The sequence below is a fragment of the Arthrobacter sp. BK1 genome (assembly GCF_056680055.1).
Genome location: NZ_CM155263.1, coordinates 3,165,508 through 3,190,818, shown reverse-complemented (window position 1 = coordinate 3,190,818; position 25,311 = coordinate 3,165,508). Strand labels below are relative to the sequence as shown.

General features: G+C 65.9%; 26 protein-coding genes. 11 read left to right on the top strand and 15 right to left on the bottom strand.

All coding sequences use genetic code 11. From position 1 onward, the window contains the following. Positions 1–55 precede the first annotated feature (55 nt). The 3 genes from AC1MCA_RS14530 (at position 56) to AC1MCA_RS14520 (ending at position 3,428) form a co-directional block, all read left to right on the top strand. The gene (locus AC1MCA_RS14530) at positions 56–517 is read left to right on the top strand and encodes a hotdog fold thioesterase (protein ID WP_479798499.1); all 462 of its coding nucleotides are present in this window, start codon (positions 56–58) and stop codon (positions 515–517) included. 7 nt (positions 518–524) lie between these two features. After that, positions 525–1,892, top strand: a complete 1,368-nt coding sequence (gene paaK / locus AC1MCA_RS14525; RefSeq protein ID WP_479798497.1) for a phenylacetate--CoA ligase PaaK — start codon at positions 525–527, stop codon at positions 1,890–1,892. Positions 1,893–2,075: 183 nt separating this feature from the next. Continuing rightward, positions 2,076–3,428: an MFS transporter gene (locus AC1MCA_RS14520; protein WP_479798495.1), complete on the top strand. Its 1,353-nt coding sequence runs from the start codon at positions 2,076–2,078 to the stop codon at positions 3,426–3,428. Here AC1MCA_RS14520 and AC1MCA_RS14515 read toward each other — a convergent pair. After that, positions 3,425–4,573, bottom strand: coding sequence for a zinc-binding dehydrogenase (locus tag AC1MCA_RS14515; protein WP_479798492.1), 1,149 nt, complete (start codon positions 4,571–4,573; stop codon positions 3,425–3,427). The two genes, AC1MCA_RS14520 and AC1MCA_RS14515, sit on opposite strands and share 4 nt — an antisense overlap. 196 nt (positions 4,574–4,769) lie before the next feature. Between AC1MCA_RS14515 and AC1MCA_RS14510 the strand changes: the two genes are divergently transcribed. From AC1MCA_RS14510 to AC1MCA_RS14500, 3 genes are all read left to right on the top strand, one after another. Further along, entirely contained in the window at positions 4,770–5,375 is a 606-nt protein-coding gene (locus AC1MCA_RS14510; protein WP_108598199.1) for a TetR/AcrR family transcriptional regulator, read from the top strand. An 81-nt stretch (positions 5,376–5,456) separates the two neighbouring features. After that, positions 5,457–6,563 carry a S1C family serine protease gene (locus tag AC1MCA_RS14505; RefSeq protein ID WP_479798490.1) on the top strand — a complete coding sequence of 369 codons (1,107 nt, stop codon included), beginning with the start codon at positions 5,457–5,459 and terminating at the stop codon, positions 6,561–6,563. 22 nt (positions 6,564–6,585) lie between these two features. Next, positions 6,586–6,873, top strand: coding sequence for a hypothetical protein (locus AC1MCA_RS14500; RefSeq protein ID WP_108599355.1), 288 nt, complete (start codon positions 6,586–6,588; stop codon positions 6,871–6,873). Between the two features lie 113 nt (positions 6,874–6,986). Here the strand turns inward: AC1MCA_RS14500 and AC1MCA_RS14495 are convergent, their stop codons facing one another. Then, positions 6,987–7,403, bottom strand: coding sequence for a VOC family protein (locus AC1MCA_RS14495; RefSeq protein WP_479798488.1), 417 nt, complete (start codon positions 7,401–7,403; stop codon positions 6,987–6,989). A 247-nt stretch (positions 7,404–7,650) separates the two neighbouring features. Continuing rightward, positions 7,651–9,759, bottom strand: a complete 2,109-nt coding sequence (paaZ, locus tag AC1MCA_RS14490; RefSeq protein WP_479798486.1) for a phenylacetic acid degradation bifunctional protein PaaZ — start codon at positions 9,757–9,759, stop codon at positions 7,651–7,653. 155 nt (positions 9,760–9,914) lie between these two features. Between paaZ and AC1MCA_RS14485 the strand changes: the two genes are divergently transcribed. Further along, on the top strand, positions 9,915–10,340 hold the full coding sequence (locus tag AC1MCA_RS14485) for a PaaI family thioesterase (RefSeq protein WP_479798484.1): 426 nt from the start codon (positions 9,915–9,917) through the stop codon (positions 10,338–10,340). Positions 10,341–10,351: 11 nt separating this feature from the next. Here AC1MCA_RS14485 and AC1MCA_RS14480 read toward each other — a convergent pair whose 3' ends face one another. The 3 genes from AC1MCA_RS14480 to AC1MCA_RS14470 are packed head-to-tail and all read right to left on the bottom strand — an operon-like array spanning position 10,352 to position 13,456. Further along, on the bottom strand, positions 10,352–12,457 hold the full coding sequence (locus AC1MCA_RS14480; protein WP_479798482.1) for a S1 family peptidase: 2,106 nt from the start codon (positions 12,455–12,457) through the stop codon (positions 10,352–10,354). A gap of 22 nt (positions 12,458–12,479) precedes the next feature. After that, entirely contained in the window at positions 12,480–12,746 is a 267-nt protein-coding gene (locus tag AC1MCA_RS14475) for a hypothetical protein (protein WP_479798480.1), read from the bottom strand. After that, the gene (locus AC1MCA_RS14470) at positions 12,743–13,456 is read right to left on the bottom strand and encodes a tyrosine-protein phosphatase (protein WP_479798478.1); all 714 of its coding nucleotides are present in this window, start codon (positions 13,454–13,456) and stop codon (positions 12,743–12,745) included. Before AC1MCA_RS14470 ends, AC1MCA_RS14475 begins: the two co-directional genes overlap by 4 nt. A gap of 177 nt (positions 13,457–13,633) precedes the next feature. Between AC1MCA_RS14470 and AC1MCA_RS14465 the strand changes: the two genes are divergently transcribed. Next, positions 13,634–14,485, top strand: a complete 852-nt coding sequence (locus AC1MCA_RS14465) for an SGNH/GDSL hydrolase family protein (RefSeq protein WP_479798476.1) — start codon at positions 13,634–13,636, stop codon at positions 14,483–14,485. On the opposite strand, the gene AC1MCA_RS14460 is transcribed toward AC1MCA_RS14465, so the two are convergent. Further along, positions 14,482–15,090 carry a GNAT family N-acetyltransferase gene (locus AC1MCA_RS14460; RefSeq protein ID WP_479798473.1) on the bottom strand — a complete coding sequence of 203 codons (609 nt, stop codon included), beginning with the start codon at positions 15,088–15,090 and terminating at the stop codon, positions 14,482–14,484. The two genes, AC1MCA_RS14465 and AC1MCA_RS14460, sit on opposite strands and share 4 nt — an antisense overlap. A gap of 75 nt (positions 15,091–15,165) precedes the next feature. Here AC1MCA_RS14460 and AC1MCA_RS14455 point away from each other — a divergent pair, with 75 nt between their 5' ends. Continuing rightward, positions 15,166–15,399 carry a DUF6480 family protein gene (locus tag AC1MCA_RS14455; protein ID WP_108597754.1) on the top strand — a complete coding sequence of 78 codons (234 nt, stop codon included), beginning with the start codon at positions 15,166–15,168 and terminating at the stop codon, positions 15,397–15,399. Here the strand turns inward: AC1MCA_RS14455 and AC1MCA_RS14450 are convergent. The 5 genes from AC1MCA_RS14450 to AC1MCA_RS14430 all read right to left on the bottom strand — a co-directional run bounded on the left by AC1MCA_RS14450 (position 15,396) and on the right by AC1MCA_RS14430 (position 19,533). Next, entirely contained in the window at positions 15,396–16,274 is an 879-nt protein-coding gene (locus AC1MCA_RS14450; protein ID WP_479798470.1) for a 3-hydroxyacyl-CoA dehydrogenase family protein, read from the bottom strand. The two genes, AC1MCA_RS14455 and AC1MCA_RS14450, sit on opposite strands and share 4 nt — an antisense overlap. Further along, positions 16,271–17,098, bottom strand: a complete 828-nt coding sequence (locus tag AC1MCA_RS14445) for an enoyl-CoA hydratase/isomerase family protein (RefSeq protein ID WP_479798468.1) — start codon at positions 17,096–17,098, stop codon at positions 16,271–16,273. Before AC1MCA_RS14445 ends, AC1MCA_RS14450 begins: the two co-directional genes overlap by 4 nt. Next, entirely contained in the window at positions 17,098–18,309 is a 1,212-nt protein-coding gene (locus AC1MCA_RS14440; RefSeq protein WP_479798466.1) for a thiolase family protein, read from the bottom strand. Before AC1MCA_RS14440 ends, AC1MCA_RS14445 begins: the two co-directional genes overlap by 1 nt. Before the next feature lie 103 nt (positions 18,310–18,412). Continuing rightward, positions 18,413–19,054 carry a pentapeptide repeat-containing protein gene (locus AC1MCA_RS14435; RefSeq protein ID WP_479798464.1) on the bottom strand — a complete coding sequence of 214 codons (642 nt, stop codon included), beginning with the start codon at positions 19,052–19,054 and terminating at the stop codon, positions 18,413–18,415. Positions 19,055–19,074: 20 nt separating this feature from the next. After that, on the bottom strand, positions 19,075–19,533 hold the full coding sequence (locus AC1MCA_RS14430) for an SRPBCC family protein (protein ID WP_479798462.1): 459 nt from the start codon (positions 19,531–19,533) through the stop codon (positions 19,075–19,077). Positions 19,534–19,663: 130 nt separating this feature from the next. On the opposite strand from AC1MCA_RS14430, the gene AC1MCA_RS14425 reads away from it, so the two are divergent. Together AC1MCA_RS14425 and AC1MCA_RS14420 are read left to right on the top strand one after the other, a co-directional pair. Continuing rightward, positions 19,664–19,840, top strand: a complete 177-nt coding sequence (locus AC1MCA_RS14425) for a CsbD family protein (RefSeq protein ID WP_108597748.1) — start codon at positions 19,664–19,666, stop codon at positions 19,838–19,840. A 120-nt stretch (positions 19,841–19,960) separates the two neighbouring features. After that, positions 19,961–20,686 (top strand): dienelactone hydrolase family protein, encoded by a 726-nt coding sequence (locus AC1MCA_RS14420; RefSeq protein WP_479798460.1) that lies wholly within the window; start codon positions 19,961–19,963, stop codon positions 20,684–20,686. Between the two features lie 95 nt (positions 20,687–20,781). On the opposite strand, the gene AC1MCA_RS14415 is transcribed toward AC1MCA_RS14420, so the two are convergent. From AC1MCA_RS14415 to nirB, 3 genes are all read right to left on the bottom strand, one after another. After that, on the bottom strand, positions 20,782–22,242 hold the full coding sequence (locus AC1MCA_RS14415) for an amino acid permease (RefSeq protein ID WP_479798458.1): 1,461 nt from the start codon (positions 22,240–22,242) through the stop codon (positions 20,782–20,784). 188 nt (positions 22,243–22,430) lie between these two features. After that, entirely contained in the window at positions 22,431–22,805 is a 375-nt protein-coding gene (locus tag AC1MCA_RS14410) for a Rieske (2Fe-2S) protein (protein WP_479798456.1), read from the bottom strand. Further along, positions 22,802–25,297: a nitrite reductase large subunit NirB gene (gene nirB / locus AC1MCA_RS14405; RefSeq protein ID WP_479803407.1), complete on the bottom strand. Its 2,496-nt coding sequence runs from the start codon at positions 25,295–25,297 to the stop codon at positions 22,802–22,804. The genes AC1MCA_RS14410 and nirB overlap by 4 nt, the downstream gene beginning before the upstream one ends. Positions 25,298–25,311 lie beyond the last annotated feature (14 nt).

The window sequence follows — 25,311 nt, the reverse complement described above, 5'->3', positions numbered from 1 at the left end:
GGCTGATGGGATTACCTAATGAACATTCGGTAAATAAAGCTGGAGGCAATGACGCATGGCTGAAGCAGCACTCTCCGGGGCCACCCACCCCATCCTGGAAAACGACTACGCCTCCATATGGATGGGCATCGAGGTCCTCTCGCTCAGCGAAGGCCATGCCACCATCCGCATGACACTCAGGCAGGAAATGCTGAACGGGTTTGGCATGGCGCACGGCGGAATGATCTTCGCGTTTGGCGATACCGCCTTCGCCCTGGCCTGCAATCCGGTGCACCCCACGCCCGCCGAGGCGGACACCATCACGGTTGCATCCGGTGTGGACATCAACTTCCTCAAGTCGGCGTACCGCGGCCAGGTGATTACTGCCGTCGCGGACCGCCGCTCCAGCGCAGGCCGCAGCGGGTTATACGACATTCAGATTTTCGCAGCCGACCCCGACCCGCAGCCCGATTCGCAACAGCGCGGTGAACTCATCGCCGAGTTCCGCGGACGCAGCCGCACCATCCCCAAGAAGTAGGACAACCATGACCCTCCACGCCCCCGAATCCCCCACGCAGGGGACCGCCGCCGCCCAGGCAACCGACGCCGTCCTGGACCGCGAGGAATCCATTTCCCGTGACGAACTCGAGACCCTCCAGCTTGCCCGGCTGCAGCACACGGTGGCCTATGCCTACGACCGGGTGCCGCTCTACAAGCGGAAGTTCGACGCCGCCGGCATCCACCCGAACGACCTCCGCGAACTGAGCGACCTGGGCAACTTCCCGTTCACCACCAAGGACGATCTGCGGGAGGAATACCCGTTCGGCATGTTCGCCGTGCCGCAGAACGAAGTAGCCCGCATCCACGCCAGCTCCGGCACCACCGGCCGGCCCACCGTCGTCGGGTACACCAAAAAGGACCTCGCCGACTGGGCCAAACTGGTGGCCCGCTCCCTGCGCGCCTCCGGCGTCCGGCCCGGCATGAAGGTCCACAACGCCTACGGCTACGGACTGTTCACCGGCGGCCTGGGTGCCCACGCCGGCGCCGAGGCGCTCGGCTGCACCGTCATCCCCATCTCCGGCGGCCAGACAGAACGCCAGATCCAGCTGATCCAGGACTTCGAGCCTGACGTCATCCTGGCCACCCCGACCTACCTGCTGACCATCGCCGACGCCATGGCGCACATGGGCATCGATCCGACGTCCACCTCGCTGAAGTACGCCGTCCTGGGCGCGGAGCCGTGGACCGAGGAGATGCGGCACGAGCTCGAGGTGACCATGAACATCAAGGCGTGCGATATCTACGGCCTGTCCGAGGTCATGGGCCCGGGCGTCGCCGGCGAGGCCGTGGAGACGCAGGACGGCAGCCACATCTGGGAGGACCATTTCCGCCCGGAAATCATCGACGCGTTCAACCCCGAAGTCGGCAAGGAAAACGTGCTCCGCGACGGCGAACACGGCGAACTCGTGTTCACGTCCCTGACCAAGGAAGCGCTGCCGATCATCCGCTACCGCACCAAGGACCTCACCCGCCTCCTCCCCGGCACGGCACGCCCAGCGCACCGCCGGATGGGCCGCATCACGGGCCGCAGCGATGACATGATCATCCTCCGCGGTGTGAACGTCTTCCCGTCGCAGATCGAGGAAATCGCCCTGCGCATCCCGGAGCTCAGCCCGCACTTCCAGCTCGAACTCACCCGCCCGGAAAACCAGCGGATGGACCAGATGACGGTCAAGATCGAACGCCGTGAGACCGTCACCTTTGAGCAGAGCACGACGGCGGCGCGCACCTTGCAGGAGCAGATCAAGATCCATGTGGGTTCTTCGTGCCGCGTGGACGTGGTGGAGCCGGGCTCCCTCGAGCGGTCCAACGGCAAGCTGAAGCGGATCTACGACCTGCGGCCGAAGGGCTGAATCGCGGCGGGTTCGTAACAAGGGGCGAGGGGCCACCAATGGTCCCTCGCCCTTGGCGTCCGGGCAGGCTCAGTGCAACTTGTTGCCAACGGTTGGCAACCGGTTGCACTGAGCTGCCTTTTCCTCTAGGGTGGGACAGCGCCAACGCAGTCGTGGGCGCCCCCTTCAGAACAGGAAAACGCAATGACGCACACGCCCTTGCCTACAGGAGCCCCACCCCACGGCGCCCTCCACCCCGCCGCAGCCAATAAAACCGAACTGCGCCGCGCCGGTTGGGCCGGCTTCATCGGCACCGTCCTGGAAAACTACGACATGGTTGTCTATGGTGTCGGCACGGCCATCATCTTCAACACCCTGTTCTTCCCGAACGTCTCCCCTGCGGTGGGTTTCATCGCCAGCTTCGGTGCGTACGCCGTCGGCTTCATCGCCCGGCCCATGGGCGGCCTGTTCTTCTCCCGCTACGGCGACAAGATCGGCCGGAAGTTCGTCCTGGTGGCAACCCTGGCCCTCATGGGGACGGCGACATTTGCGATGGGGCTGCTCCCCACCTATGAATCCGTTGGCATCCTCGCCCCGATCCTGCTGACCGTCCTGCGGTTCATTCAGGGCTTCGGCGCCGGCGCGGAAATGGCCAGCGCTGTTGTCCTCCTCGCTGAATTTGCACCCAAGGGCAAACGCGGCGCCATGACCTCACTCGTCTGGGCCGGCGCAGCAGTAGGCTCCGTCTTCGGATCCGGCGCGTGGATCCTGGTGCAGATGATGCCCCGCGAGGACCTCGAGTCCTGGGGCTGGCGCCTGGTGTTCCTCTCGAGCGCTCTGGTGACCGTTGCCGCCTACCTGATCCGCCGCAACATGAAGGAATCCCCGGTCTTCGCCGAACTGAAGAAGGAACACGTCGAGGCTGCTTCCCCGGTCTCGGAAGTCCTCAAAAAGGGCCGCCGCCCGCTGCGCCAGGTCTTCCTCATCAACATGGGCACCCACGCCCACTCCTACATCTACCAGGCGTTCCTGGGCACGTTCCTGATCTCTGTGGTCAACATCGACAAGGCCCTGATCCCGCAGATGCTGGCCATGGGCGGCCTCTTCGCAATCCCCGCGGCATTGGTTGCAGGACGCGCCACCGACAAGTGGGGCCGCAAGCCAGTCAACGTGTTCATCCTGGCTTTCCTTTTCCTGTTCTCCTTCCCGGCGTTCTGGCTCAGCAGCACTGGCAACATCTGGCTGATCGCACTTGTCTACGCGGTGGGCTTCACCTTCGCGGTTGAGGGCGGCATCGCGGCGCAGTCGGCCATGTACGCAGAACTGTTCGGGTCCAAGTACCGCTACGCCGGCGTGGCCATCGCCCGCGAATTCTCGGCGATCTTTGGTGGCGGCATTGCCCCCATCATCTGCTCCGCCCTGCTGGCATGGTTCACAAACTCCTACTGGCCCATCGCCGTCTACATGATGATCATCGTGGGCATCTCGCTGTTCCAGGCGATCAAGGCGCCCGAGACCCGGGACCGCGACCTCACACTGGAGGAAAACGCCAGCTAGGAGGCTTCCGCCGCAGGCGCAAGCAGGACAAGGTTGCCCACGACGCCCCCGCCCTCCAACAGGGCGTGGGCGCGTCCGGCCTCCAGCAGGGGGAACCGCCCGGCGATCTCGGGCCTGATCCGCCCTGTTTCCAGCAGTCCGTAAAGCGTGGCCCACGCGCCCATCAGCGGACGGCGGTCCAGCCGCCATGAGGTGGTCCCGTAGAGCCGGATCCTCTTTCCACCCGGGACCAGGTCCAGTGCGATGGCCTTCCCCAGCAGGCGCAGCGTCGCGGCGGGACTCCCGGGATTGGCGTACTCCACCAGCACGCCACCGGGCCGCAGCACAGCCAAACCGCGGTCCACCCACTCGCCGCCACCAACGCCGTCGAGCACGGCATCCACGCCATCGGGTTCCAGGCCGCGAAGGGTTTGGACGACATCCCCATCCACGGCATCGAGGGGAACCACGCCGTGGGCAGTGAGCCAGGGGTGCTTCGCTGCGGTGTCCACCCCGTAGATCCGCAGCTCCAGGAGCTGCCCCAACTGCACCAGTGCCGTGCCGATCCCGCCGGCAGCCCCTGTGACAAGGATGGCCTGGCCCCGCCGGATCCGGGCAACCCGGGAAAGCGCCTGGTGGGCCACGAGGTAGTTCAGAGCCACGGCAACAACGTCGCCCGCGTCAAGGCCCGGCGGAATCCGCATCATGGGATGCGTGCGCACGAAGACGTACTCGGCATACCCGCCTTTCTCCGTCATCGCCACCACGCGGTCACCGGCGGCGGCCGCTGTGGCGCCCGGCCCGACGTCGTCCACCACTCCAACGACTGCGTAGCCGGGCACGAACGGGAACTTCGGCGGGTACGTCGACAAGCCCTGGCGCGCCTGCACGTCCACTGCGCTCACACTGCAGGCCTCCACCCGGATCCTGACTTCACCCTGGCCGGGGCTACGCAGCGGGCGGCTGACAACGTCCAGCACGTCCGGTCCGCCCTGGCGGGTGGCCTCCACGCTGCTGTACTCGCCGGGCACCGCCACAAGCCGTTCCGCAGCGTTGACGACGGTGGCCGGCCGCGGCGGAGCGGTCTTCAGCGCCGACCGGCGTCCCCGTGCCAATCGGCCAACCTGGAGCTCACGCGTGCGGTTCCACACCGCGTGTTTGTCCACGGCAGGCATCCTTCCTCGGGTCGCTGCCCCGGCGCGCAGCAGGCCCCGTGCGCTGGTTCGCCATACCTAACAGCGTGATCCTGCAGGGCGAGTGGGCGAAAGGGCCGAAGGTCCCCGCCAGGATCCGGCGCGCGGGCCGTCGATTTTGTCTGCGCCGGTGCCTTAATTACCGAACGTTCATGAGAAAATAGCCGTTATGCCCAGTACAGCAGCTCCCAGCAAGCGCGGCCGCCCCGGTTACGATCAGCAGTCCGTGCTGCTCATCGCCGTCGACGTCTTCAACCGGCACGGTTACGATGCTACGTCCATGGGCATTCTGGCCGAGAACCTGGGCATCTCAAAATCCGCGATCTACCACCACGTTCCGTCCAAGGGCGATCTCCTGAAGCTCGCGTTGGACCATGCCCTCGGCGGGCTGGAGTCAATCCTTGAACAGCCTGAGGCGCAGAGCGGCCCGGCAGACGCGCGGCTGGAATTTGTGCTGCGGCAGACTGTGGCCGTCCTGGTGGAGCGGCTGCCCTTTGTCACGCTGCTCCTGCGGCTTCGGGGCAACACGGAGATTGAGCGGGATGCTTTGGAGCGCCGCCGCACCTTCGACCACAAGGTGGCCGGGCTGATCTCGGCGGCCCGCGACGACGGCTCGCTCCGCCAGGACATCGATCCCCGCACGGTAACGCGCCTGCTGTTCGGCACCATCAATTCCATCGTGGAATGGTACAAACCGGGCGGCGCCCTCTCCCCGGAAAAACTGGCCGACGACGTCATCACCATCGCGTTCGACGGGCTCCATGTGAAGCCTTAAGGTTTTCGGCTGGACAGTGGCGGCGCATCTCACCCACGGCTACCGTTGAAGGAAGAGCCAGCATCCGCAAGGAGGTTGTCAATGAAGCCGCCAGCCACTCCTCCACCCCGCTGCACGTTCCGCCGCCGGGCCGGAGTATTTGCCGTTGCTTCCGCTCTGGCGCTGTCCGCCTGCACCGGCGTTCCGGCCCCGGTACCTCCGCCGCCGACCTCGGCTTCGCCCGGTTCCTCCGCAGACTCGCCGGCCCCCAGCCCCTCGATGGCCCCGCCCGCCGGCTCGGACACGAGCACGCCGATCACGAAGATCGTCGAAAACCTCTCCCCCTCGGTGGTGACCATCTTCCCCGCCGGCGGCGGCCTCGGCAGCGGCGTCGTGTACGCCGAGGACGGACTGATCCTCACCAATGAGCACGTGGTGCGTGGCAACACCGAAGTGGAGGTCGGATTCGCGGATGGCCAGCGCGTGAGGGGCACAGTCAGGGCCACCGATCCCGTCACAGATCTTGCCCTGGTCCAGGCGGAGCGCCGCGGCCTGCCCAAACCCGCCTACCAGGCCACGCTGCCCAAAGTGGGTGAATGGGCTGTAGTCCTGGGCTCGCCGCTCGGCTTCGAAAACACTGCCACCGCAGGAATCATTTCCGGCCTCCACCGGTCCATTCCCGGTTCGGCCCGGAACAGCCTGTCCCTGGTGGATCTGATCCAGACGGATGCTCCCATCAGCCCCGGCAATTCCGGCGGCGCCGTGATTAACATGCGCGGCGAAGTGGTGGGCATCAGCGAGGCCTACATCCCGCCGTCGGCGGGGGCAGTGGCCCTGGGCTTCGCCATCCCCGCCGCCACCGCAGTGGAAGTGGCCAACGAGTTGCTCGCCGATGGCACCGCGGAACACGCCTATCTGGGACTTACGCCCGGCGAACTGACCCGGCAGATTGCCGAGCAACTGGGCATCGAGGCGAGCACCGGCGTCGTGGTTCTGTCCGTTGATGAGGACGGCCCGGCCGGCACTGCCGGAATCCGTCCGGGCGATGTCCTGGAGTCCATGGAAGGGGTGGAACTCAGTGCGCCTGAGAAACTGCTGGCTGAGCTCCGGACCCGCAACCCGGGAGATACAGTGGGATTCACGGTGAATCGGGATGGCCAGACCCTTGACCTCAAGGCTCAACTCACCGAACGGCCGTCAGGCCCGTAAGCCGCCAAAGGAAAGGCACGTCATGACGAACCCCAAAGAGGCAGATTCCGGATTCATTGTTCCCGATCCTTCCAAGCTCCGGGATGACGGCCCCGGCGACGCCGGCGACGAGGCGAACGCCATCCGCTTCAGCGAGGAGCAGGCCCTTATCGAGGAACAGTCCCACGGCATCAAGCCGGACACCTACAGCGTGCCCAGCGGTGGCCCCACCATGGAGGAAGCGCGCGGCAACATGGACCTGACCGATACCGGCACAGGCCCGTCGGATGACAGCAGCGACGACGGCCTCCACGGCGGCGCGGAGTCCTGACGCTCCGAGTCCTTGGGAGCCCAGCGCGGGTGGAGCCCAGCGCGGGTGGAGCCCAGCGCAGGGGCGCCTCACACCGGTGAGGCGCCCCTGCCTGCTTCAGAGCTGGTACTGGCTCAGAGCTGGTACTCGACCTCGACCTGGCTGGTGCCAAGGGTTTCGTGGACGCACAGAATGTTGTGTTCGGTGTCCATGAACCACGCGCACTTCTCAGAGTTGGTGGTACAGATGTGGTTCTCGGTCTTCAGGTTCGGCAGGTCGTAGTCCTGGAACCGGACCCCTTTGGACTCCATGTCCTGCACGATCCGCTCAATGTCCCGCACCTCGAAGCTGAGGGCGGTGTGCTCGGAGTGCTTGCCGTCCGAGACCGGCATCAACTGCAGCATCGGGCCACCGTCGGTGCCGAGTAATTCGCTTCCATCATCTGTCATTCCGCGGTGCGGGAGGCCCAGTTTTTCCGTGTAGAAACTCCGGGCGCGCGCTGCATCGTCGACTGGCAGGATGGTTGTGGCAGTGGTCAGGGCTAGGTTCATTTCGCCACCTCCTACGGGGGAAATTTTACGCCTGGGCCGCCCGGAAAGATCCGCCCCCGCACCCCCAAACGCTCTCTCACTTAATGCAACAAATCCCCAAACGCTCTGGCAGATCCTGCGGCAAATCCCCAAACGCTCTGGCAGATCCTGCGGCAATTTACCGAACGCTGTAGCAGTGGCTAAACCCGGTGCCAGAGCGTCGGGTGGGAAGCCGCAGGAAGTGCCAGAGCGTCGGGTGGGGAGGCGGCTACTTTTCTACGAGGGTGAGGACGTCGTAGGTGGCGACGATTTCGTCGTTCTGGTTGGTCAGGACGGCATCCCAGGAAACTTCGCCGTACTCGTCAGTCTCGCGCGGGGTGATCTTCTTCGCGGTCAGGGTGACCCGGATGGAGTCCCCGGCGGCCACGGGCGTGATGAAGCGCAGGTTCTCGAGGCCGTAGTTGGCCAGGACCGGTCCCGGCGCAGGCTCCACGAACAGACCGGCTCCCCAGGCCAGCAGCAGGTAGCCGTGAGCCACGATGCCCGGGAAGAACGGGTTGGCTGCCGCGGCCTCCTGGTTGGTGTGGGCGTAGAACGTATCGCCCGTGGAGTTGGCGAACTTGGTGATCTCTTCGAGGGTCACTTCACGGAGGCCGGAGCGGATCGCGTCGCCGATGTGGAGGGTTTCCAAGGACTTCCGGAAGGGGTGCGTGCCCTCGGTGTCCACGGTGAAGTTCCGGTCAGCGCCGGTGTGCCACACGCCGGTGACGGCGGTCAGCATGTTGGGCGAGCCCTGGATGGCGGTGCGCTGCATGTGGTGCATCACCGAGCGGATGCCGCCCAGCTCCTCGCCGCCGCCGGCCCGTCCGGGTCCGCCGTGGACCAGGTGCGGTACAGGCGAACCATGGCCCGTTGACGAACGCGCGTCCTCGCGGTTGAGCATCAGGACGCGCCCGTGGTGGGCGGCGATCCCGGAAACCAATTCACGGGCAACGGCGGGATCGTTAGTGCACACCGAGGCCACCAGCGAGCCGCCGCCCCGTGCAGCGAGGCGGACGGCGTCGGGAAGGTCCTTGTACCCAATCACAGAGGCGACCGGGCCGAACGCCTCCAGCGAGTGAATCGCCTCCGTCTCGGGATCGTCCCAGCTCAGCACCACCGGGGACATGAACGCGCCTGCTTCCACCACTCCTGTCGCACCATCCAAAGAGGTGACCGACGGCGAATCGAGCGTTCCGTAGGCCAGCTCACCGCCGGCGTCGAGCATTGACTGCACAGCGGCGCGGACGTCGGCGAGCTGCTCCACGGAGGCCAGCGCACCCATGGTGACGCCCTCGGCGCGGGGGTCGCCCAGGACGATGCGCTCCTCCACGCGCTTACCGACGGCGGAAATTACTGCGGACACCAGCCCTTCGGGAACAATGGCGCGCCGGATCGAGGTGCACTTCTGTCCCGCCTTGACGGTCATCTCGGTAACCACGGACTTGACGAAAGCGTCGAACTCCGGGGTTCCTTCTACGGCGTCGGGGCCCAGGATGGCGGCGTTGAGCGAGTCTGTTTCGGAGGTGAACCGGACGCCGCCCTGCACCACGTTGGGGTGCGATTTCAGGGACAGCGCGGTGGAGGCGGAGCCGGTGAAAGCCACGAGGTCGCGGTAATCGAGGACGTCGAGGAGCCCGCGGACGGAACCGGAAATCAGCTGCAGCGAGCCCTTGGGCAGGATGTTGGATTCGATGATGGCCTTCACCACGGCCGCGGCAACGTAGCCGGTGGGGGTGGCGGGCTTAACGATGGTGGGCACCCCGGCGATGAAGGCGGGCGCCAGCTTTTCCAGCATGCCCCACACCGGGAAGTTGAACGCGTTGATCTGGACCGCAACGCCGGGGATGCGCGTGTAGATGTGTTCGCCGGCGAACGAGCCGTCCTTGGACAGCACCTCCATGGGGCCGTCCACCACCACCTGGGAGTTGGGCAGCTCGCGCCGGCCCTTGGAGCCGAAGGTGAACAGGACGCCGATTCCGCCGTCGATGTCGATCATGGAGTCGATCTTGGTGGCGCCGGTCTGCGAAGAGAACGTGTAGAAGTGCTCGCGGCGGGCGTTCAGGTACTGCGCGAGTTCCTTGAGCTTGAGCGCGCGCTGGTGGAAGGTCAGCTTGCCCAGTTCCTCCTGGCCGACCGTGCGGCCGTAATCGACGACGGCGGCAAGATCCAGTCCGTTGGTGCTCACCTTGGCCAGGATTTCGCCCGTGCTCGCATCCCGCACGGGGACAGCGTCAGCGGCAGCACCGGCGTCGGGAGTCCACCACGAGTCCTGGATAAAACTGGGAACAGTCTCGACGGTCTCGAGTGTGGCTTCGGCTGTTGCAGTGGTGGTCATCGTTGACGGGTCCTTCCAACGCGGGGCAAACACACACGGCCAGCGCTTTACTGACCGTTCGTTCGGTAACATGTCTACAGTACATGACTGCGCCGTCCTGCACACTGGAAGTTAGGCTTTGCGCGCACCCACCATCAATCCCCTGAGGAGACTTCATGACCAAGGAATCACCGCACAGATCCTCCCCTGCGGACCTGTGGAAGATCACCCTGGGAGAGCTCGACGAGAAGATGGGCGTGAAAATCGTCGAGGAATCCGTGGAACGCGTGGTTGCCACCATGCCCGTGGAGGGCAACCGGCAATCATTCGGTCTGCTGCACGGGGGCGCATCGCTGGCCGTGGGCGAGGCCGTAGGCTCCTGGGCCGCGGTCATCCATGCCAGCACCATGGGTAAAACCGCCGTGGGCGTGGACGTCTCCGCTACCCACCACCGCTCCGCCCGCGACGGCCAGATCACCATCACCGCCACACCGATCCACCTCGGCGGCACACTGACCACCCACGAGGTCCTGATAACCAACGATTCCGGCCAGCGCCTGTGCACGATGCGCATCACCAATCTGCTGATGAAGCGGAAGTAGCGCCTCCCGGGTCAGCGGGTGCTGGCGCGATCCCGCTTCCGACGCCGGGCCAGCGCCAGCAGTACGCCGCCGCCAGCGAGTGCCAGGGCGGCCAGCCCGGCGGCCAGCAGCAGCCCGGAAGCCCCGGTTTCGGGCAGGTTTTCAAGCCGGGGACGGACGACGACGGCGGCGTCACCCGCCGGGGACACCGCACCGTGGGAGGCCGGAACGGCAGCCGGGGCTGGGGCTGGGTCTGGCGCTGACGCCGCGGGGGCAGCAGTCGCCGTTCCTGCGACCGTGGCTTCCGTGCTCGGGGACGCTGCAGGCGTGGGGGCGAAAACGAACGCGGAGGCACCGGATGCACTGAAGCCGTTGACCGTTTCGGCTGTAAAACGCAAGGACCCGCTGACCGCAGGCGCCGCGAAAGACCAGGCGCCGGCGTCGTCAACGGGAACCTCAAAGGGTGCCTGGCCTTCCACGGTGATCCTGACCGTGGAACCTTCCGCCACCGCCGACGCCGGGGCGGCGGGCACCTGGCCGGTGATGGTCTGGCCGGCGCCGAATGTTCCGCCGGGGGCGGGTGACGCGACAGCCGGCTTGTTGAGGAAGAGTTCAAGCTCCACTCCGCCGGGGATCTCCTTGACGGAATCCTCGAAGGTCGCAGCCAGGGCCCGGGTTTGCACGCCGGAGGAGGTTTCGGAGCCAATGTGGGTGCCCACGGCATAGTTGCCGCTGATCCAAGGACCGCCGGAATCGCCGCCGGACGACTTCACGGACAACGAATCAAAGGCCCGGACAGCGCGGAGATCGTTGTCATAAAGCGGCGGCAGGCTGTTCCGCCCGGGCATCAACCAGATCCCGACCGAATCGACCGTTCCGCACTTCCAGCCCGTTGTCCGCCCGGACCGGCAGACGGGTTGACCCTGCACCGGTGCGACGCTTCCGATGACCTTCACAGACGTGGGATCAGGGTTTTCTGCGTCATCCCATCGGAGGGCGCTGGGTTCCAGACTCAGGTCCTGCCGGATCTTCTCGACCACAGCGATGTCCGTGCCCACGGTGGCCGGGTCTGAGGTGGCTACGGAGTTGTCCACGCCGCCGAACTGGCTGAAGCCGAATTTCCCCAGCGGGGCGAGGGGCCGCACCAACGGAGTCTTCCAGCCACCCGCCGGCGACGAGGTGGCGGGCTCGAGGTCGGCGGCCTTCGCCAGGCCGTCTTCGGTGCAGTGTCCGGCCGTCAGCACCAGCGGCAGTCCGGTGGGACCGAATGCCGAGAATCCGGCCGAGCAGATGGCCAGATTGTCGGCAAAGTAGCCCTGCCCGCCGAAGTAGCTCTCCTCGGTTTTGAGCGAGGCACCCGTTTCGAGCTGCACGTTGGAGTAACGGGCCGCGAACTCTGCCGGTGACACCATTCCGGGGGCCGCCACTGTTGCTTCCGGCGTGGTGGGCTGTGGCGCATCCGGGATGCCCGGGATACCCGGGACGCCCGATTCGGGAGTGGAATGGGCTCCCGTGCGGATCACAAAGTGCCCGTCGGTGAAGACCACAGCCTGAAGGCCGGCAGTGCCAACGTCCCGCACGTACTCCTGGAACAGCTGATCAATGTCCCGGGCAGAACGGCCGGGGACGGCCGCGATCGTTGCCTCAGACGAGGGTGCCGGTGAGGCGTCGGCTGAAGGTTCGGCTGAAGCTGAAGGTGCCGCCAGGGTTAACGGTTCGGCCGGAGTGGCCACTGGCCTGAGGACGAAATCGGCAGGACCTGCCTGGGTCAGCTCGTCCACCCTCGCCTGCAGTGCAGGCCCCGAGCCTTCGACGACGATCCTGCCCTCTGTCAGGCTGATCCCGACGTAGCCGGGCAGTGAGCTCAAAGAGGCCGCAGCCTCGGCTGCCCGCTTGCCCAACTGGCCGGCGGCCTCGAATTCCCCGGGGGTAAGGCCAAGATCCCGGGCGACAGCCTCGGTGAGGCCCGCTGCGCTGAGGCCTGCAGTGCTGAGTCCTGCAGCGCTGACCCCGGAACCTGCCGTCGTCGAGCTTTGCGTCCCGTCTGACTCAGTGGCAGCCGCCGACGCCGGCACCGCCCCCAAACCCAAGGCCACTGCCATGCCGGCTGCCGCTGCGGCTCCAAGAATGCGTTTCATGCCGGTTGCCGTCCCCTTAGTCCTACTCATCTGCATCGCTCCGCCGCGCCACGTAGGCGGCCACCACCGCGGCCACGCACAAAACCGCTCCCCCCACCATCAGGAAGATCTGGCCGGGGAGCCACTCACCGGGAACGGTGCCGTCCCCCAGCCCGAAGTTTTCCTCAGAGCTCCCGAGGTTGGAGTCCAAAACCGCCCACAACGGGCCGCTGACGAGCATCACCACGCCGGCCACCGCGAGTCCCGCGGCGACGTACTTCAAGGAGCTCACCGGCTTCAGCGGGCTCACAGGCTCACCCGGCTGCCGAGCAGGGTCCGGACAGCAGCAAGGTCAGCCTGCGACAGGCCGTTTTGCAGCAGGAACGAGCGGGTGCCGAGCTCGCGGGTGAACTGCACCACCGTCCGTCCGCGTTGCTCCAGCAGGGGGTCGAGTTCATCGTTTTCCATGTAACGTTCGCGCGCGTGCGGTGGGCCATGGGTCCGGTAGCGTTCGTTGATGCCGCGGGCTGCCTTTGCGTAGCCGCTGGCGATCTGCTCGTCGGAGTCGCCGGCAAGGTCCTGCAGCATGGCCGCCACCATCCCGCTGCGGTCCCGGCCCGCCGCGCAATGAATGACCACCGCGCCCGGGGCCGACGCAACCGCGCGGAAAACCTCCACGAATTTCTCCGGGAACAGCCGCACGTTGTGCAGGTAGTGGGCGGGATCATTGAGGTAGGGCCCGCACACGGCGGTGAGCCGGGGATCGTCCGGGACTTCGGTCGGGGCGGAGACAATCCTGACACCGGACCAGGCCGATTCAGCCACGGACGGATCGGTGTCCCGGCGCTGCGCCTCATGGGAGTTACGGAGGTCCACCACCGTGCGGACGCCGTCGTCGTACGCGTTTTGCCAGCCCGTTTCGGTGAGCCATTCCCGGCGGCCCATCCGGAAGACGCCGCCGGCGACGTGCCACGCATTGACGGCACCGTCCCAGCCCATGGCTCCCCCAGATTTCTCCATCCGCACAGCTAACCACACCGCCGCGGCCGCCTGCACGCGCGGGGCAGGTACACGGGCAAGTAGCGGCGCAGAAAAACACGTACTCGGTTCCCGTGACCGGCCCATGCGGAAGGCGTACGGTGACTCTTACATGCCTGTCTCAGTTTGTTCGGTTTGATCATCTAAAGGGGAAATACGATGGCAGCTTCAGCAGTACGACGGCGGCGCTCGGCCTTAGCCGCCGGTGTCGCCACTCTTGCAATGACCTTGAGTCTCGCGGGTCCGGCGCAGGCGGTAGACAAATACGACTACTACGTCGCCCTGGGCGACTCCTACGCCGCCGGGGTGGGTGCCGGGCCTTACGAGGACACGACTTGTTCCCGCAGTGACAACGCATATGCCGAACTCGCAGACGCCCTCAAAACAGTTAAGGTTGCTACAAACGTCGCGTGCAGCGGAAAGACAACGCAAGAAGTGGTGAGCACACAGCTCGGCCCACTGGACAGGAAGACTAACCTCGTTACCATCACCGCCGGCGGCAACAACCTTGGATTTGGGACAATCACCGGCTCGTGCCTGACCGCTATCTCTGATGCCACCAACGTCGTCGCAGCTCAGATGTGTACAGACTCCGTCACTACCGCATACGTGCTCATCGGAGATGGCAAAGGATCTCTGTACGGCGACGTGAAGGACATGATTCAGAGAGTGCAGGTCGAAGCGCCCAACGCCAAAATAGTGGTTACCGGCTATCCGTACCTCTTCGACCCGCTCACATCGCTTCCGACTGATCCGATGTCCGCGTTCATCGCCCAGGCGAAGGATCTGGCTGACGGACTGAATCTGTCCATTGCCAGCGCAGCGGCCGACACGGGAGCGGACTACGTGGACGTTACAACTGTTTTCGCGGGCCATGGAGCCTTGGCGGCCCCAGCTGACCGGTGGATTAACTTCGTTGGCGACCCGGACGCTCTCCTGCACCCGAACGCTGCGGGCTATCGGGACGGCTACCTCGCCGCCCTGACCGCCGCCGGAGCGTACACGCCCTAGCGCCGCTTAGCCAGCCTGAACTCCAGCCCCGCGCGGACCATGGGCCATTCGTGCTCCAGGATTGAGAACACCACGTAATCCCGGAGCACGCCGTCCTTGGTCCGCGAGTGGCTGCGGAGCACGCCGTCCTGCTTCGCGCCCAGCCTGGCAATGGCTTCCCGCGACTGGTGGTTGAGCCAGTGGGTCCGGAACTCGACGGCGGGGCATCCGAGGTGTTCGAAGGCATGGCCCAGGAGCAGCAGCTTGGATTCCGGGTTGGTGCCGGTGCCCTGCGAAGACGCCGCATTCCACGTGTAACCGATCTCCACACGGGGTGTGGCGGCGTCGATATTGCAGTAACTGGTCATCCCAATGATCCGGCCAGGACCGCCCGTTTCGGGGTCGATGAGGCGCGTGGTGAACGGCACCATGGACCCCGCCCCCTGCATGGCCAGCCGGCGTTCGATCTCCGCGGTCATCTCCTCCGGCGCGGGAACAGAGGTGTACCAGAGCTTCCAGAGTTCACCGTCCCGGGCTGCCGCCACCAGGCCATCGTGATGTTCCGGGCGCAAGGGCTCGAGGATGACGTGCTTGCCGGTCAACGTGAGAGGTTCGAGAAAAGTCACGGCTCCAGCCTAGGCTGAACCGCTGCGGCCCGGATACGCTGGGGTCAGCAATGACGGGCGAGCAAGGGAGTTGACGTGTCAGGTTCCAATCCGGACCCGCAGGATGACAAGATCACCGGCCTGGAACCGGGCGGCGGAGTGCCGCCCGGCGAAACCCCGCCGGGCGAAGGTTCAGTGGCAGGCACCCAGGAGCCCCGGCAGCGCGGCTCAGGAAAGGGTCAGCAGATCTTCTGGCTCGGTGCGATCGGTGCCGGCGTCCTGCTGTTCCTGCTCTTCTTCATCGGCTACATCGTCGGCTTCTTCGACTAGGACTGGGCCTTCCAGTCGAAAAACCCCTTGCCCGTTTTGCGGCCCAATTCGCCGCGGGCAACCTTGTCCTTCAAGATCTGAGGCGGGGCGAAGCGCTCCCCCAGCGTTGACTGCAGGTACTCCGCAATGCCCAGCCGCACATCCAGGCCCACAATGTCGGTGGTTCGCAGCGGACCGGTGGGGTGCTTGTAGCCCAGGACCATGGCGTTGTCGATGTCTTCGGCGGACGCTACTCCCTCCTCCACCATCCGCATGGCCTCCAGCGCAATCGCCACGCCCAGCCTCGACGAGGCGAAGCCGGGGGCATCGTTGACGACGACGGCGGTCTTGCCGAGTGCCTCGACCCACCTTTTGGCGGCGGCGGCGAGGGTAGGCGAGGTCCGCTCCCCCAGCACCACTTCGATCAGCGATGAGGCGGGCACCGGATTGAAGAAGTGCAGGCCCAGAAAGTTCTGCGGGCGCTTGAGTTCCTGGGCCAGGCCGTCGACAGACAGGGAGGAGGTGTTGGACGCGAGATACGCATCCGCCGCCAGCCGATCCTCGATTCCGCGCAGGGACGCCACCTTCAGGGCCCAGTCCTCCGGAACGGCCTCCACCACCAATTGCCGGTCCGCGAAGTCGTCGTAGTCCACGGTGACGGCAAGCCGCGACACCATTTCGTCCAGGTTGCCGTCAGTCGCGCCGAGCTCGATGCTCTTCGCAGCGGCAGACTCCACACGCTCCCGGGCGGCCTCGGCCGATTCCTCGTCGCGTTCCACCACCAGGACGTTGGAGCCGTTGAGCAGGAAAGCGTGGGCAATCCCTGCGCCCATGCGGCCGCCGCCCAGGACGCCCACAGTGGCGGGAAGGTTCTCCGGGAGTCTCGAATTGCTCATGATTGGTTCGCCTGTTCTGCTTCGGGGGCGCTCTTGGCCGCTTTCTTGGCTGCATTTTTGTCCAGGAACGCCTGCATCCGGTCGAACTTGGCCTGTGATTCAAAGAGGATTCCCTGCGCCAGCTGGTCTATCAGCGGGTGGGCTTCGGCCGGGGCATGGAACACCGATTTGGTGATCCGTACGGCCAGCGGGTCCTGGCGGCCGATCCTGTCCGCCACCTCGTGCGCGGCATCCATCAGTTCCGGCGCCTCGTGGATTTCGGTGATGAGGTTGACCGCCAACGCCTCGTCGGCCTTGAGCACGCGGCCCGCGAGGAGGATCTGTTTGGCCACCGGCTCGCCTACCAGCTCCTTGAGCCGCCAGCTCGCGCCGGCCGCAGCCAGGATCCCCAGCCCGGTCTCGGGGTTGCCGATCCGGACACTGGGAGTACCGATCCGGAAATCTGCGGCGTAGGCGAGTTCGGCGCCGCCGCCCAGGCAGTACCCGTCAAGGGCCGCAATCACGGGCATGGGCAGCTTGGCGATCCGGACGAAAATCGTCGAGTTGATGCCCTGCAGGGCGTCCTCCCGGCGCCGTTCCCGCAGTTGCGCGATGTCCGCTCCGGAGGCAAACACGCCGTCGACGCCCGCAATGATCAGGATCTTAGGGTTCTGCTCCAGCGCGGCGCAGACCACATGCAGTTCATCCACCATCTGCTGGTCGATGGCGTTCCGGACCTCCGGGCGGTTGAGGAGGACCACCACCCGGTCGACCCGCTCCTCAACCAGGAGCGTGGTGAAGTGGACGGTGCTGAGCTGCCCGGTGGCGCTGTCCTGGGCGGGCATCAGACGCGCTCCAGCAGCATCGCGGTGCCCTGGCCGACGCCGATGCACATGGTGGCCAGCCCGATTTTCGCGTCCTCGCGTTCCATCCGGCCCAGCAGGGTGATGGCGATCCGTGAGCCGCTGGAACCGAGCGGATGGCCCAGGCTGATGGCGCCGCCGTCCCTATTCACGATCTCCGGGTCGAGGCCCAGCCGCCGCATGCTGGCGAGTGACTGGGTGGCGAACGCTTCGTTAAGTTCGACGGCGCCGAGGTCACCGACGCTCAGGCCGCTCCGTTTGAGGACCTTCTGGGTGGCCGGGACCGGGCCGATGCCCATGATCTCGGGTTCGCAGCCGGCGGAGGCGCCATCGATGATGCGGGCACGTGCGGTGAGGCCGAGCCGTTCGATGGCGGCCTCGGACGCGACGATGATGGCCGAGGCGCCGTCGTTCAGGGTGGAGGAGTTGCCGGCAGTCACCACGGAGCCGCCGGGCACCACCGGACGCAGCCCGGCGAGGACTTCCAGGGTGGTCCCGGCGCGGGGGCCTTCATCGGTGTCAACCACGGTCTCAGCCTTGCGGGTCCTGACCGTGACGGGGACGATCTCTTCCGCGAACCGGCCGGCGGCGATGGCTGCGAGGGAACGCTCGTGGGAGCGGACGGCGAACGCGTCGGCGTCCTCACGGGTAATGCCGTCCACCCGGGCTACTTCCTCGGCCGTTTCAGGCATGGAGTAGGTCATCTTGCCGTCCCGGGCCAGCCCGCCCTTCTGGAACAGCGGATTAACGAAACGCCAGCCGATGGAGGTGTCGAAGATCTGGCCGGGCTTCGCGAACGCCGTGGCGGGCTTTTCCTGGACCCAGGGCGCCCGGCTCATGGATTCCACGCCGCCGGCGATGACGATGTCCGCGGCACCGGACTTGATCATCTGGCTGGCCTGGATGATGGCACTGAGCCCGGACGCGCACAGCCTGTTGACGGTGATGCCCGGGATGTGGAGGGGAAGCCCGGCCAGGAGGGTGGCCATCCGCGCGACGTTGCGGTTTTCCTCACCGGCGCCGTTGGCGTTACCCAGGATGACTTCCTCGATGCTGTCCGGATCCAGCCCGGACCGGGTCACGGCTTCCCGGATGACCAGCGCGGCCAGATCATCGGGACGGACCGAGGACAGCGCCCCGCCGTACCTGCCCACAGGAGTGCGGACACCGCCAACAAGAAAAGCCTCGACCATGAGAACATCCTTTACGCAGGGAGTTATTTACCGACCGTTCGTTCTGTAAAGACTACACTGCCGCGGCCAGTGCCACCACGATCCCCTCTTGCCCTTACGGAGGTTAGAGAACCACGACGCCCAGATGCCCGGCCAGGAGCGGCGCCAGCAGGCTCAGCTGATAGTCGTCGATCACCACACCGGCCAGGCTGCCGAGGCCGCTGATGGTCCGGAAGTCCGTGCCGCGGAGGTCGAAGTCCTTCAGCCGCGCGCCGGTCAGGTCCAGGGTTCCGATGGTGCAGTTCTTCAACGCCACCCGCGTGCCGGCGGCGGACCCCAGATCGAGCTCATTGATGATGCAGTCGCTGATGACGACGTCCGTCAGTTTGGCTCCGCGCAGGTTCAGGAAGTCCAGCTTCCCGCCGTCGATCCGGACGGACTGCCATCCGCTTTCATACAGCTCGGCGGAACCCAGCCGTGGATTGTTCAGCTGCACGTCCCGCCAGGTGGAGCGGGCTGCCCGGAACACCGGGGCGTACAGCTCTGACAGGATGCAGTCCCGGAAAGTGGCGCCGCGCAGCTGCGCGTCATTGAACGAAACGCCGTCAAATTCGCACTCGGCAAAATCGGTGCCGCTCAGCTCCAGGCCGTCGGCAGCCGCACGGCTGTACCGGACGCCGTCGTACCTTTCACCGCGCTGGAAGTCCGGCGCAGGGTCCTCGCGAAGATCAGCCAAGGTGACCGGTGAGAGGCGGGGTGCCGTCACTTTCGGAGCCTTAGCCGCCACTAGAGCGATTCCGCTTTCGCCGCGATTTCGGCCAGGTCCTTCGCCAGCGCCTTGCGGGTCATACTCATGCCGATCTTCCCGAACAGGGCCATGGTCACTTTACTGAGCAGGGTGGGCTTGGCCACGCCGGCGCCGAAGGTCAGCATGAGGTCGGTTCCGCCGCCGCGCTCGGCAAGGCTGAAGTGCGTGGTGTAGTCGGCGCCACCCTGCCGGGCCTTGACCGTGGTGCTGCGCGGCGGATCAGCCTGCGCCACCCACATTTCCACGGTTTCGGAGCGGCCCATCATGGTCCGGGTTTCCTTCCAACGGGTCCCCTCGCCGTACGGACCGTCACTGAGCATCTGCACGGATTCAATGCCGGTCAGGGTGGCTGCGGAACCCGGGATGTCCGAGATGACGGCCCAGACCTTCTCTGGAGTGGCGCGGATATGCTGGGTCAGGCTTGTGCTGTGGTCCATGCATCGAGCCTAGCCGGGCGTATCGACAATTCAACAGGCGCCCGGTCCGCACCCTTGAAGTAGTAAGCATGCTTTGTGTTAGGGTGAAAATGCATTGTTTGATCAATCGGAAACGAAAGGCGGCCAGATTATGGGCCTCGGAGACAAGATCAGTAACGAAGCAGAGCACTTGGGCGGCAAGGCGAAGGAAGCGGCCGGCAACGCCACCGACAACGACCGGCTGCGTGCCGAAGGTCAGTCTGACCAGGTCAAGGCTGACGCAAAGAAGGTCGGCGAGGACGTCAAGGACACCTTCAAGCGGGATTAACCCGCAGCGCCCCCACATCTGGACGGCGGTGGATTCCCATGGGGGGTTCGCCGCCGTTCTTTTTTTGTGCCTCCCTCCGACACCCCGCCGGCGGATGGGTCTGCAGTTAGTCTTGGGCCCATGACCAACATCGACCTGAGCGCCGAAAGCACCGCCAGGGGCGGCTCCCACAACCTCGGCGGGTACCTCGCAACCCCGCCTGGTCCCGGCCCCTTTGCCGCCGTCGTCATGATTCACGAGGCGTTCGGCCTCAATGACCAGATCCGGCGGCATGCGGACCGGCTGGCCCGCGCCGGCTACCTGACCCTCGCCGTGGATCTATTCACCGACGGCGGCGCCCGGCGCTGCCTCGTCAGCACCATGCAAAGCATGGTCAAAGGAAGCGGCCGGGCCTTCACCGACATCGCCACGGCCAGGACCTGGCTCGCCGGTTCGCCGCTGTCCACCGGAAAAACCGGGGTCATCGGTTTCTGCATGGGCGGCGGGTTTGCACTCTTAGTGGCGCGCGACGGGTTCGATGCCGCGTCGGTCAATTACGGCCGCCTGCCCGGGGAGCTCGAGGAGGCACTCCGCGGGGCGTGCCCCATTGTGGCTAACTTCGGCGGCCGCGACACCACGCTTAAAGGTGCCGCCGGCAAGCTCGAAACCGCCCTGACCAGCCTGGGTATCGAACACAGCGTCAAGGAATTCCCCACCGCCGGCCACGCGTTCCTCAACGACACGGACGCCGGCCCGGCACTGCTCCAGCCACTCATGCGCGTCATGGGCATCGGCCCCGACCCCACGGCCTCCCCCGAAGCCTGGCAGCGGATCGAGGACCACTTCGCCCGGCACCTTAAGGACTGAACCACGGCCTCCGGAACAGACGACGACGGCGGGCCGCCCCCGAGGGTGACCCGCCGTCGTCGTACTTCCTTAGTGCGTTACCGCTGGAGCGGAACCTAGCAGAAGAGCTCGCTCTTCGGTTCGTTGTTCCGGACCTTCTGCCAGCCCAGCCACAGCAGGAGCGCGAAGAACGGGATGGTGGCCAGGGTCCAGAGGCCAAGGTGGAAGACCTCGCCGGACTTGCTGGTCATGGTGTCGAAGCCGATCAGCACGGTGATGGCGAGCAGGGCGATGAGGCCTGCCCAGCTGGACCAGGTTCCGCCGGGCGCGGGCAGGGAGGAAACCTTGCCCTTCTTCTTGCGCAGCGCGATCTGGCTGGCGAAGATGGCGCCCCAGGTGAAGATCACGCCGATCGAGGCGGAGTTCAGGGCGAGATCGAAGGCGTGGGAGCCGCCGAGCCAGATATTCAGCAGGATGCCCACGAGGTAGACGGCGCCGATGGCCAGGATGGCGGCGTACGGCACGTGGCTCTTGGACATCCGGGTCAGCCACTCCGGGGCGTGCCCGTTGTTGGCCATGGTGCGGAAGATGCGGCCGATCGAGTACAGGCCGGAGTTGCAGGAGGACAGCGCGGCGGTGATGACGATCATGTTCATGACATCGCCCATCCAGCCGAGGCCCATCTGGCCGAATACGGTGACGAACGGCGAGGTGCCGGCCACGTACTGGTCCGAGGGCAGGAGCATGGCAAGGAGGGTCACGGAGCCGACGTAGAACACCACGATGCGGAACACGACAGCGCGGATGGCCTTGGGAACTTCCTTGGCGGGGTCCTGCATTTCGCCGGCGGTGATGCCCACGAGTTCAATGCCGTTGTAGGCGAAGATGACGGCGTTCAGGACCAGGATCATCACCAGGGCGCCCTTGGGGAACATCCCGCCTTCGGCAGCGAAGAGGTTGCTGACCGAGGCGTTGCCGTCGCCCACCTGGGCGTTGGTGATGACCATAAACGTGCCTACGGCCAGGAAGATCATGATGGCGCCCACCTTGAGGCAGGAGGCCCAGAATTCGAATTCGCCGAACGCCTTGACGCTCAGGAGGTTCACGCCCACGAGCAGCAGCAGCGCCGCGATGGCTGACAGTTCAACCGGCACGTTGGGGAAGAAGAACTGGAAGTACAGTCCGATCGCGATGAGCTCGGCGATGCCGGTCATGGCCCAGTTGATGAAATACATCCAGCCGGAGAGGTACGCGCCCTTTTTGCCGAACATTTCGCCGGCGTAGCTGACGAACGAACCCGAGGTCTGGCGGTACATGATGAGCTCGCCCAGCGCCCGCATCAGCAGGTAGGCGATGACGCCGGCAATGGCATAGGAGAAGATGAGCGCGGGGCCCGTGGAGGCCAGGCGTCCGCCGGCACCCATGAAGAGGCCGACGCCGATCGCGCCGCCCATGGCGATCATGGTGACCTGGCGGCCGCTCAGGGATTTCGCGTAGCCCTCGGCGCTGAGGGTGGAGTCGACGACGGCGGGTTGCGCCGTGCGGCTCTCAAGTTCTGTGGGGGTACTTTGTGGCACAACAATTCCTTGTGGGTAGGGGGAATGGCCGGCGCAGGGAAACCCTGGCTTTTGTCCAGATAATTCGGGGTAACCCTCGTTTGAGGCAATTATGTGGACTAAAACTCTCGGGCGCCGAAGTTCGCGCGGCCCACCTATCCTACAAGGCGCATTTCGGGGTTGGTGACGCGGACAACATCCAGCGGCAATCAAGGTGAAGAATTGCACGCCTTTCGGGTGATTCGCAGAACGATGTTCTCCTCGATATCCCTCTGCACCTCGAAAATGCGCAGCGGTTCGGCCCCTGTGGTGGAGCAGCCAGTGGCCAGCTCGAACGCGTGCTGGTGGAGCGGGCAGATCACCACCTCGTTGTCGATGGTGCCATCGGCGATGGGCCCGCCCCGGTGGGGGCAGACGGCGGAGAGCGCCCGGAGGGAGCCGTCCCGGAGCCGGAAGACTGCTATCTGTTCGCCGTCCACCGCGAAGGCCCGCCCCTCCCCCGGCGGAATCTGGTCCACGGGCCCGAGGACGTGGGTTCCGGTGCTGCTGTTTCCCTGGCTTCCACCTGCTGCACTGCCGCTCATCGGACCGGCACCTGCGGGAGTACCGTCAGCGGCAGCGAGGTCCGGAACTGGCCCGGCGTGAGGGGATCGTCCCGCTCGCTCCAGGGATCCACATACGCATCCACGGAGGCCTGGATGGCGGCGTCGAGGCCTTCGGCAAGCCCCTCGGAGTCCTCCACAATCACCGCCCGCAGATGTTCGATGCCCACCCTGGGGACGAAGGCGTACGTCCGCTCGAGCCAGTTGGCGCGTTCGCGGTAGTACTGCATAAAGCGGCCGGTCAGGACCTTGACGTCCTCCGGGTCGTCCACGGTGGCCAGCAGGTCCCCCTTCCGGATGTGCGCGCCCGCTGCTCCCCCGATGTATATCTCCCAGCGGCCACCCTCCACGGCCACCACACCCACGTCCTTGACCAGCGATTCGGCGCAGTTGCGCGGGCACCCGGACACCGCGAGCTTCAGCTTGGCCGGCGCTTCGATGCCTTGGAACCGGGATTCGATCTCGATGCCGAGCTTGGTGGAATCCCCGGTCCCGTAGCGGCAGAAGTCCTTGCCCACACAGGTTTTCACGGTGCGGAAGCTCTTGCCGTAGGCGTAGCCGGACGGCATGTCCAGGTCCGCCCAGACCTGCGGGAGGTCCTCCTTGGGGATGCCCAGCAGGTCGATGCGCTGCCCGCCGGTCAGTTTGATCAGCGGGACCTTGTGCTTCTCGGCAACATCGGCAATGCGGCGGAGCTGCTGGACGGACGTGACGCCACCCTTCATCTGCGGGACAACCGAGAAAGTGCCGTCACGCTGGATGTTGGCGTGGACGCGGTCATTGATGAACCGGGCATCGCGTTCGTCGATGTACTGGTCCGCGAGCATCATCTTCAGCAGCGAGGCCAGGCCCATCTTGGACTTTGCATCTTCGGTACTCCCCGGGGCCAGGGCCTGGAACACCGAGGACACGGACCTGAGGCCGCGTTTACGGATCTCCGCCATCAGCGCCGCTTTGTCCAGCGGTATCCCGGGCACGTAGTAACTGGCGGCCGGGTCTTCCTCCACGGCACCGTCCGCGGCCCACTCCACCACCTGCTTCACCAGGAGCTTGCAGGAACCGCAGCCTTTGCCGGCGCGGGTGGCATCCATGGCGCCGGCCACGGTGTTGCAGCCGCCCTTGACGACGCCGACCAGAGCCTTCTTGCTGACCCCGTTGCAGTTGCAGACCTGGGCGTCGTCGTCCAGCTCGGCCACGCCGACGTCCTCCCCCGGTGTTCCCAGATCGAACATCAGCCCGATCCGTTCCTCCGGCAGGGGCATGCCGCGGTCGTAGGCCTGGGTCAGGAAGGCCACCTTGCGGCTGTCGCCGAGCAGGGTGGCGCCCACCATTTTGTTGTCCCGGACCACGATGGACTTGAAGATGCCCCGGCTGGGCTCGGAGAAGACGATGTGTTCGTCGGTATCGCGCTCCGGACCGTGCAGGCCCATGGATGCCACCTCGACGCCCGCCACCTTCAGTTTGGTGGCGGTGCGGGAACCCAGATAGGCCGACGACGTATCGGCGCCGGTCACGTGGTTGGCCAGCACCACGGCCTGTTCCCAGAGCGGCGCCACCAGGCCGTACACCTGCCCGCGGTGCTGGACGCATTCACCCACGGCATAGATGTGGTCCTCGTCCTGGACCCGGAGCTGGTCGTCCACCACGATGGCCCGTTCCACCGGCAGGCCGCTGAGCACGGCGAGGTCCACATTGGGCCGGATGCCCGCCGCCACCACCACCATGTCGCACTCGATGTCGGGCCGGTCCCGGAGGCTCACCCCGGTGACCCTGTCGGTGCCCAGGACACCTGTGGTCCGGCTGCCGGTGTGCACCCCGATGCCAAGGGCCTCCACGCTGCGGCGGAGCACCGCACCGCCGTCGGGCCCCATCTGGGCGCTCATCAGGTGACCGGCCGAGTGGACCACCTCCACCTCGATGCCGTGGCTCCGCAACCCATAGGCTGCCTCGAGGCCCAGGAGCCCGCCGCCGATCACCACGGCCCGCCGGTGATGTTCCTGCTGGGCGTGGGCCACCATTTTGCGGGTGTCGTCGATGGTCCGGAAGCCGAAGATGCCGTGCTTCACGGAGCCGCCCGGCGTGTAGAGGCCGTCCATGGGCGGCATGTGGGAGCTGCTGCCGGTGGCGATGATCAGGACGTCGTACGGAGTGACCCTGCCGTCGTTGGAGAACACGTGCCTGGTGGCCTTGTCGATCCTCTCGGCCCGGACTCCGGCGTGCAGGTCGATGCCGTTCTCCTGGTACCAGGACAGTGCGTTGAGGAAGATATCGGCGTCGCTTTCCTCCCCGGAGAGGACGTGGCTGAGCATGATGCGGTTGTAGTTTCCGTAGGGCTCGTCGCCGAACATGGTGATGCTGAACTGGTCCGCGCCGCCGCGGGCCAGGATTTCCTCGACTGCCCGGGCGCCGGCCATGCCGTTGCCGATCACCACCAGGCGGCGCCGGCCGTCCCGGCCCGGCTTGCGTCCCTGCATCCGCGCCTGCGGCC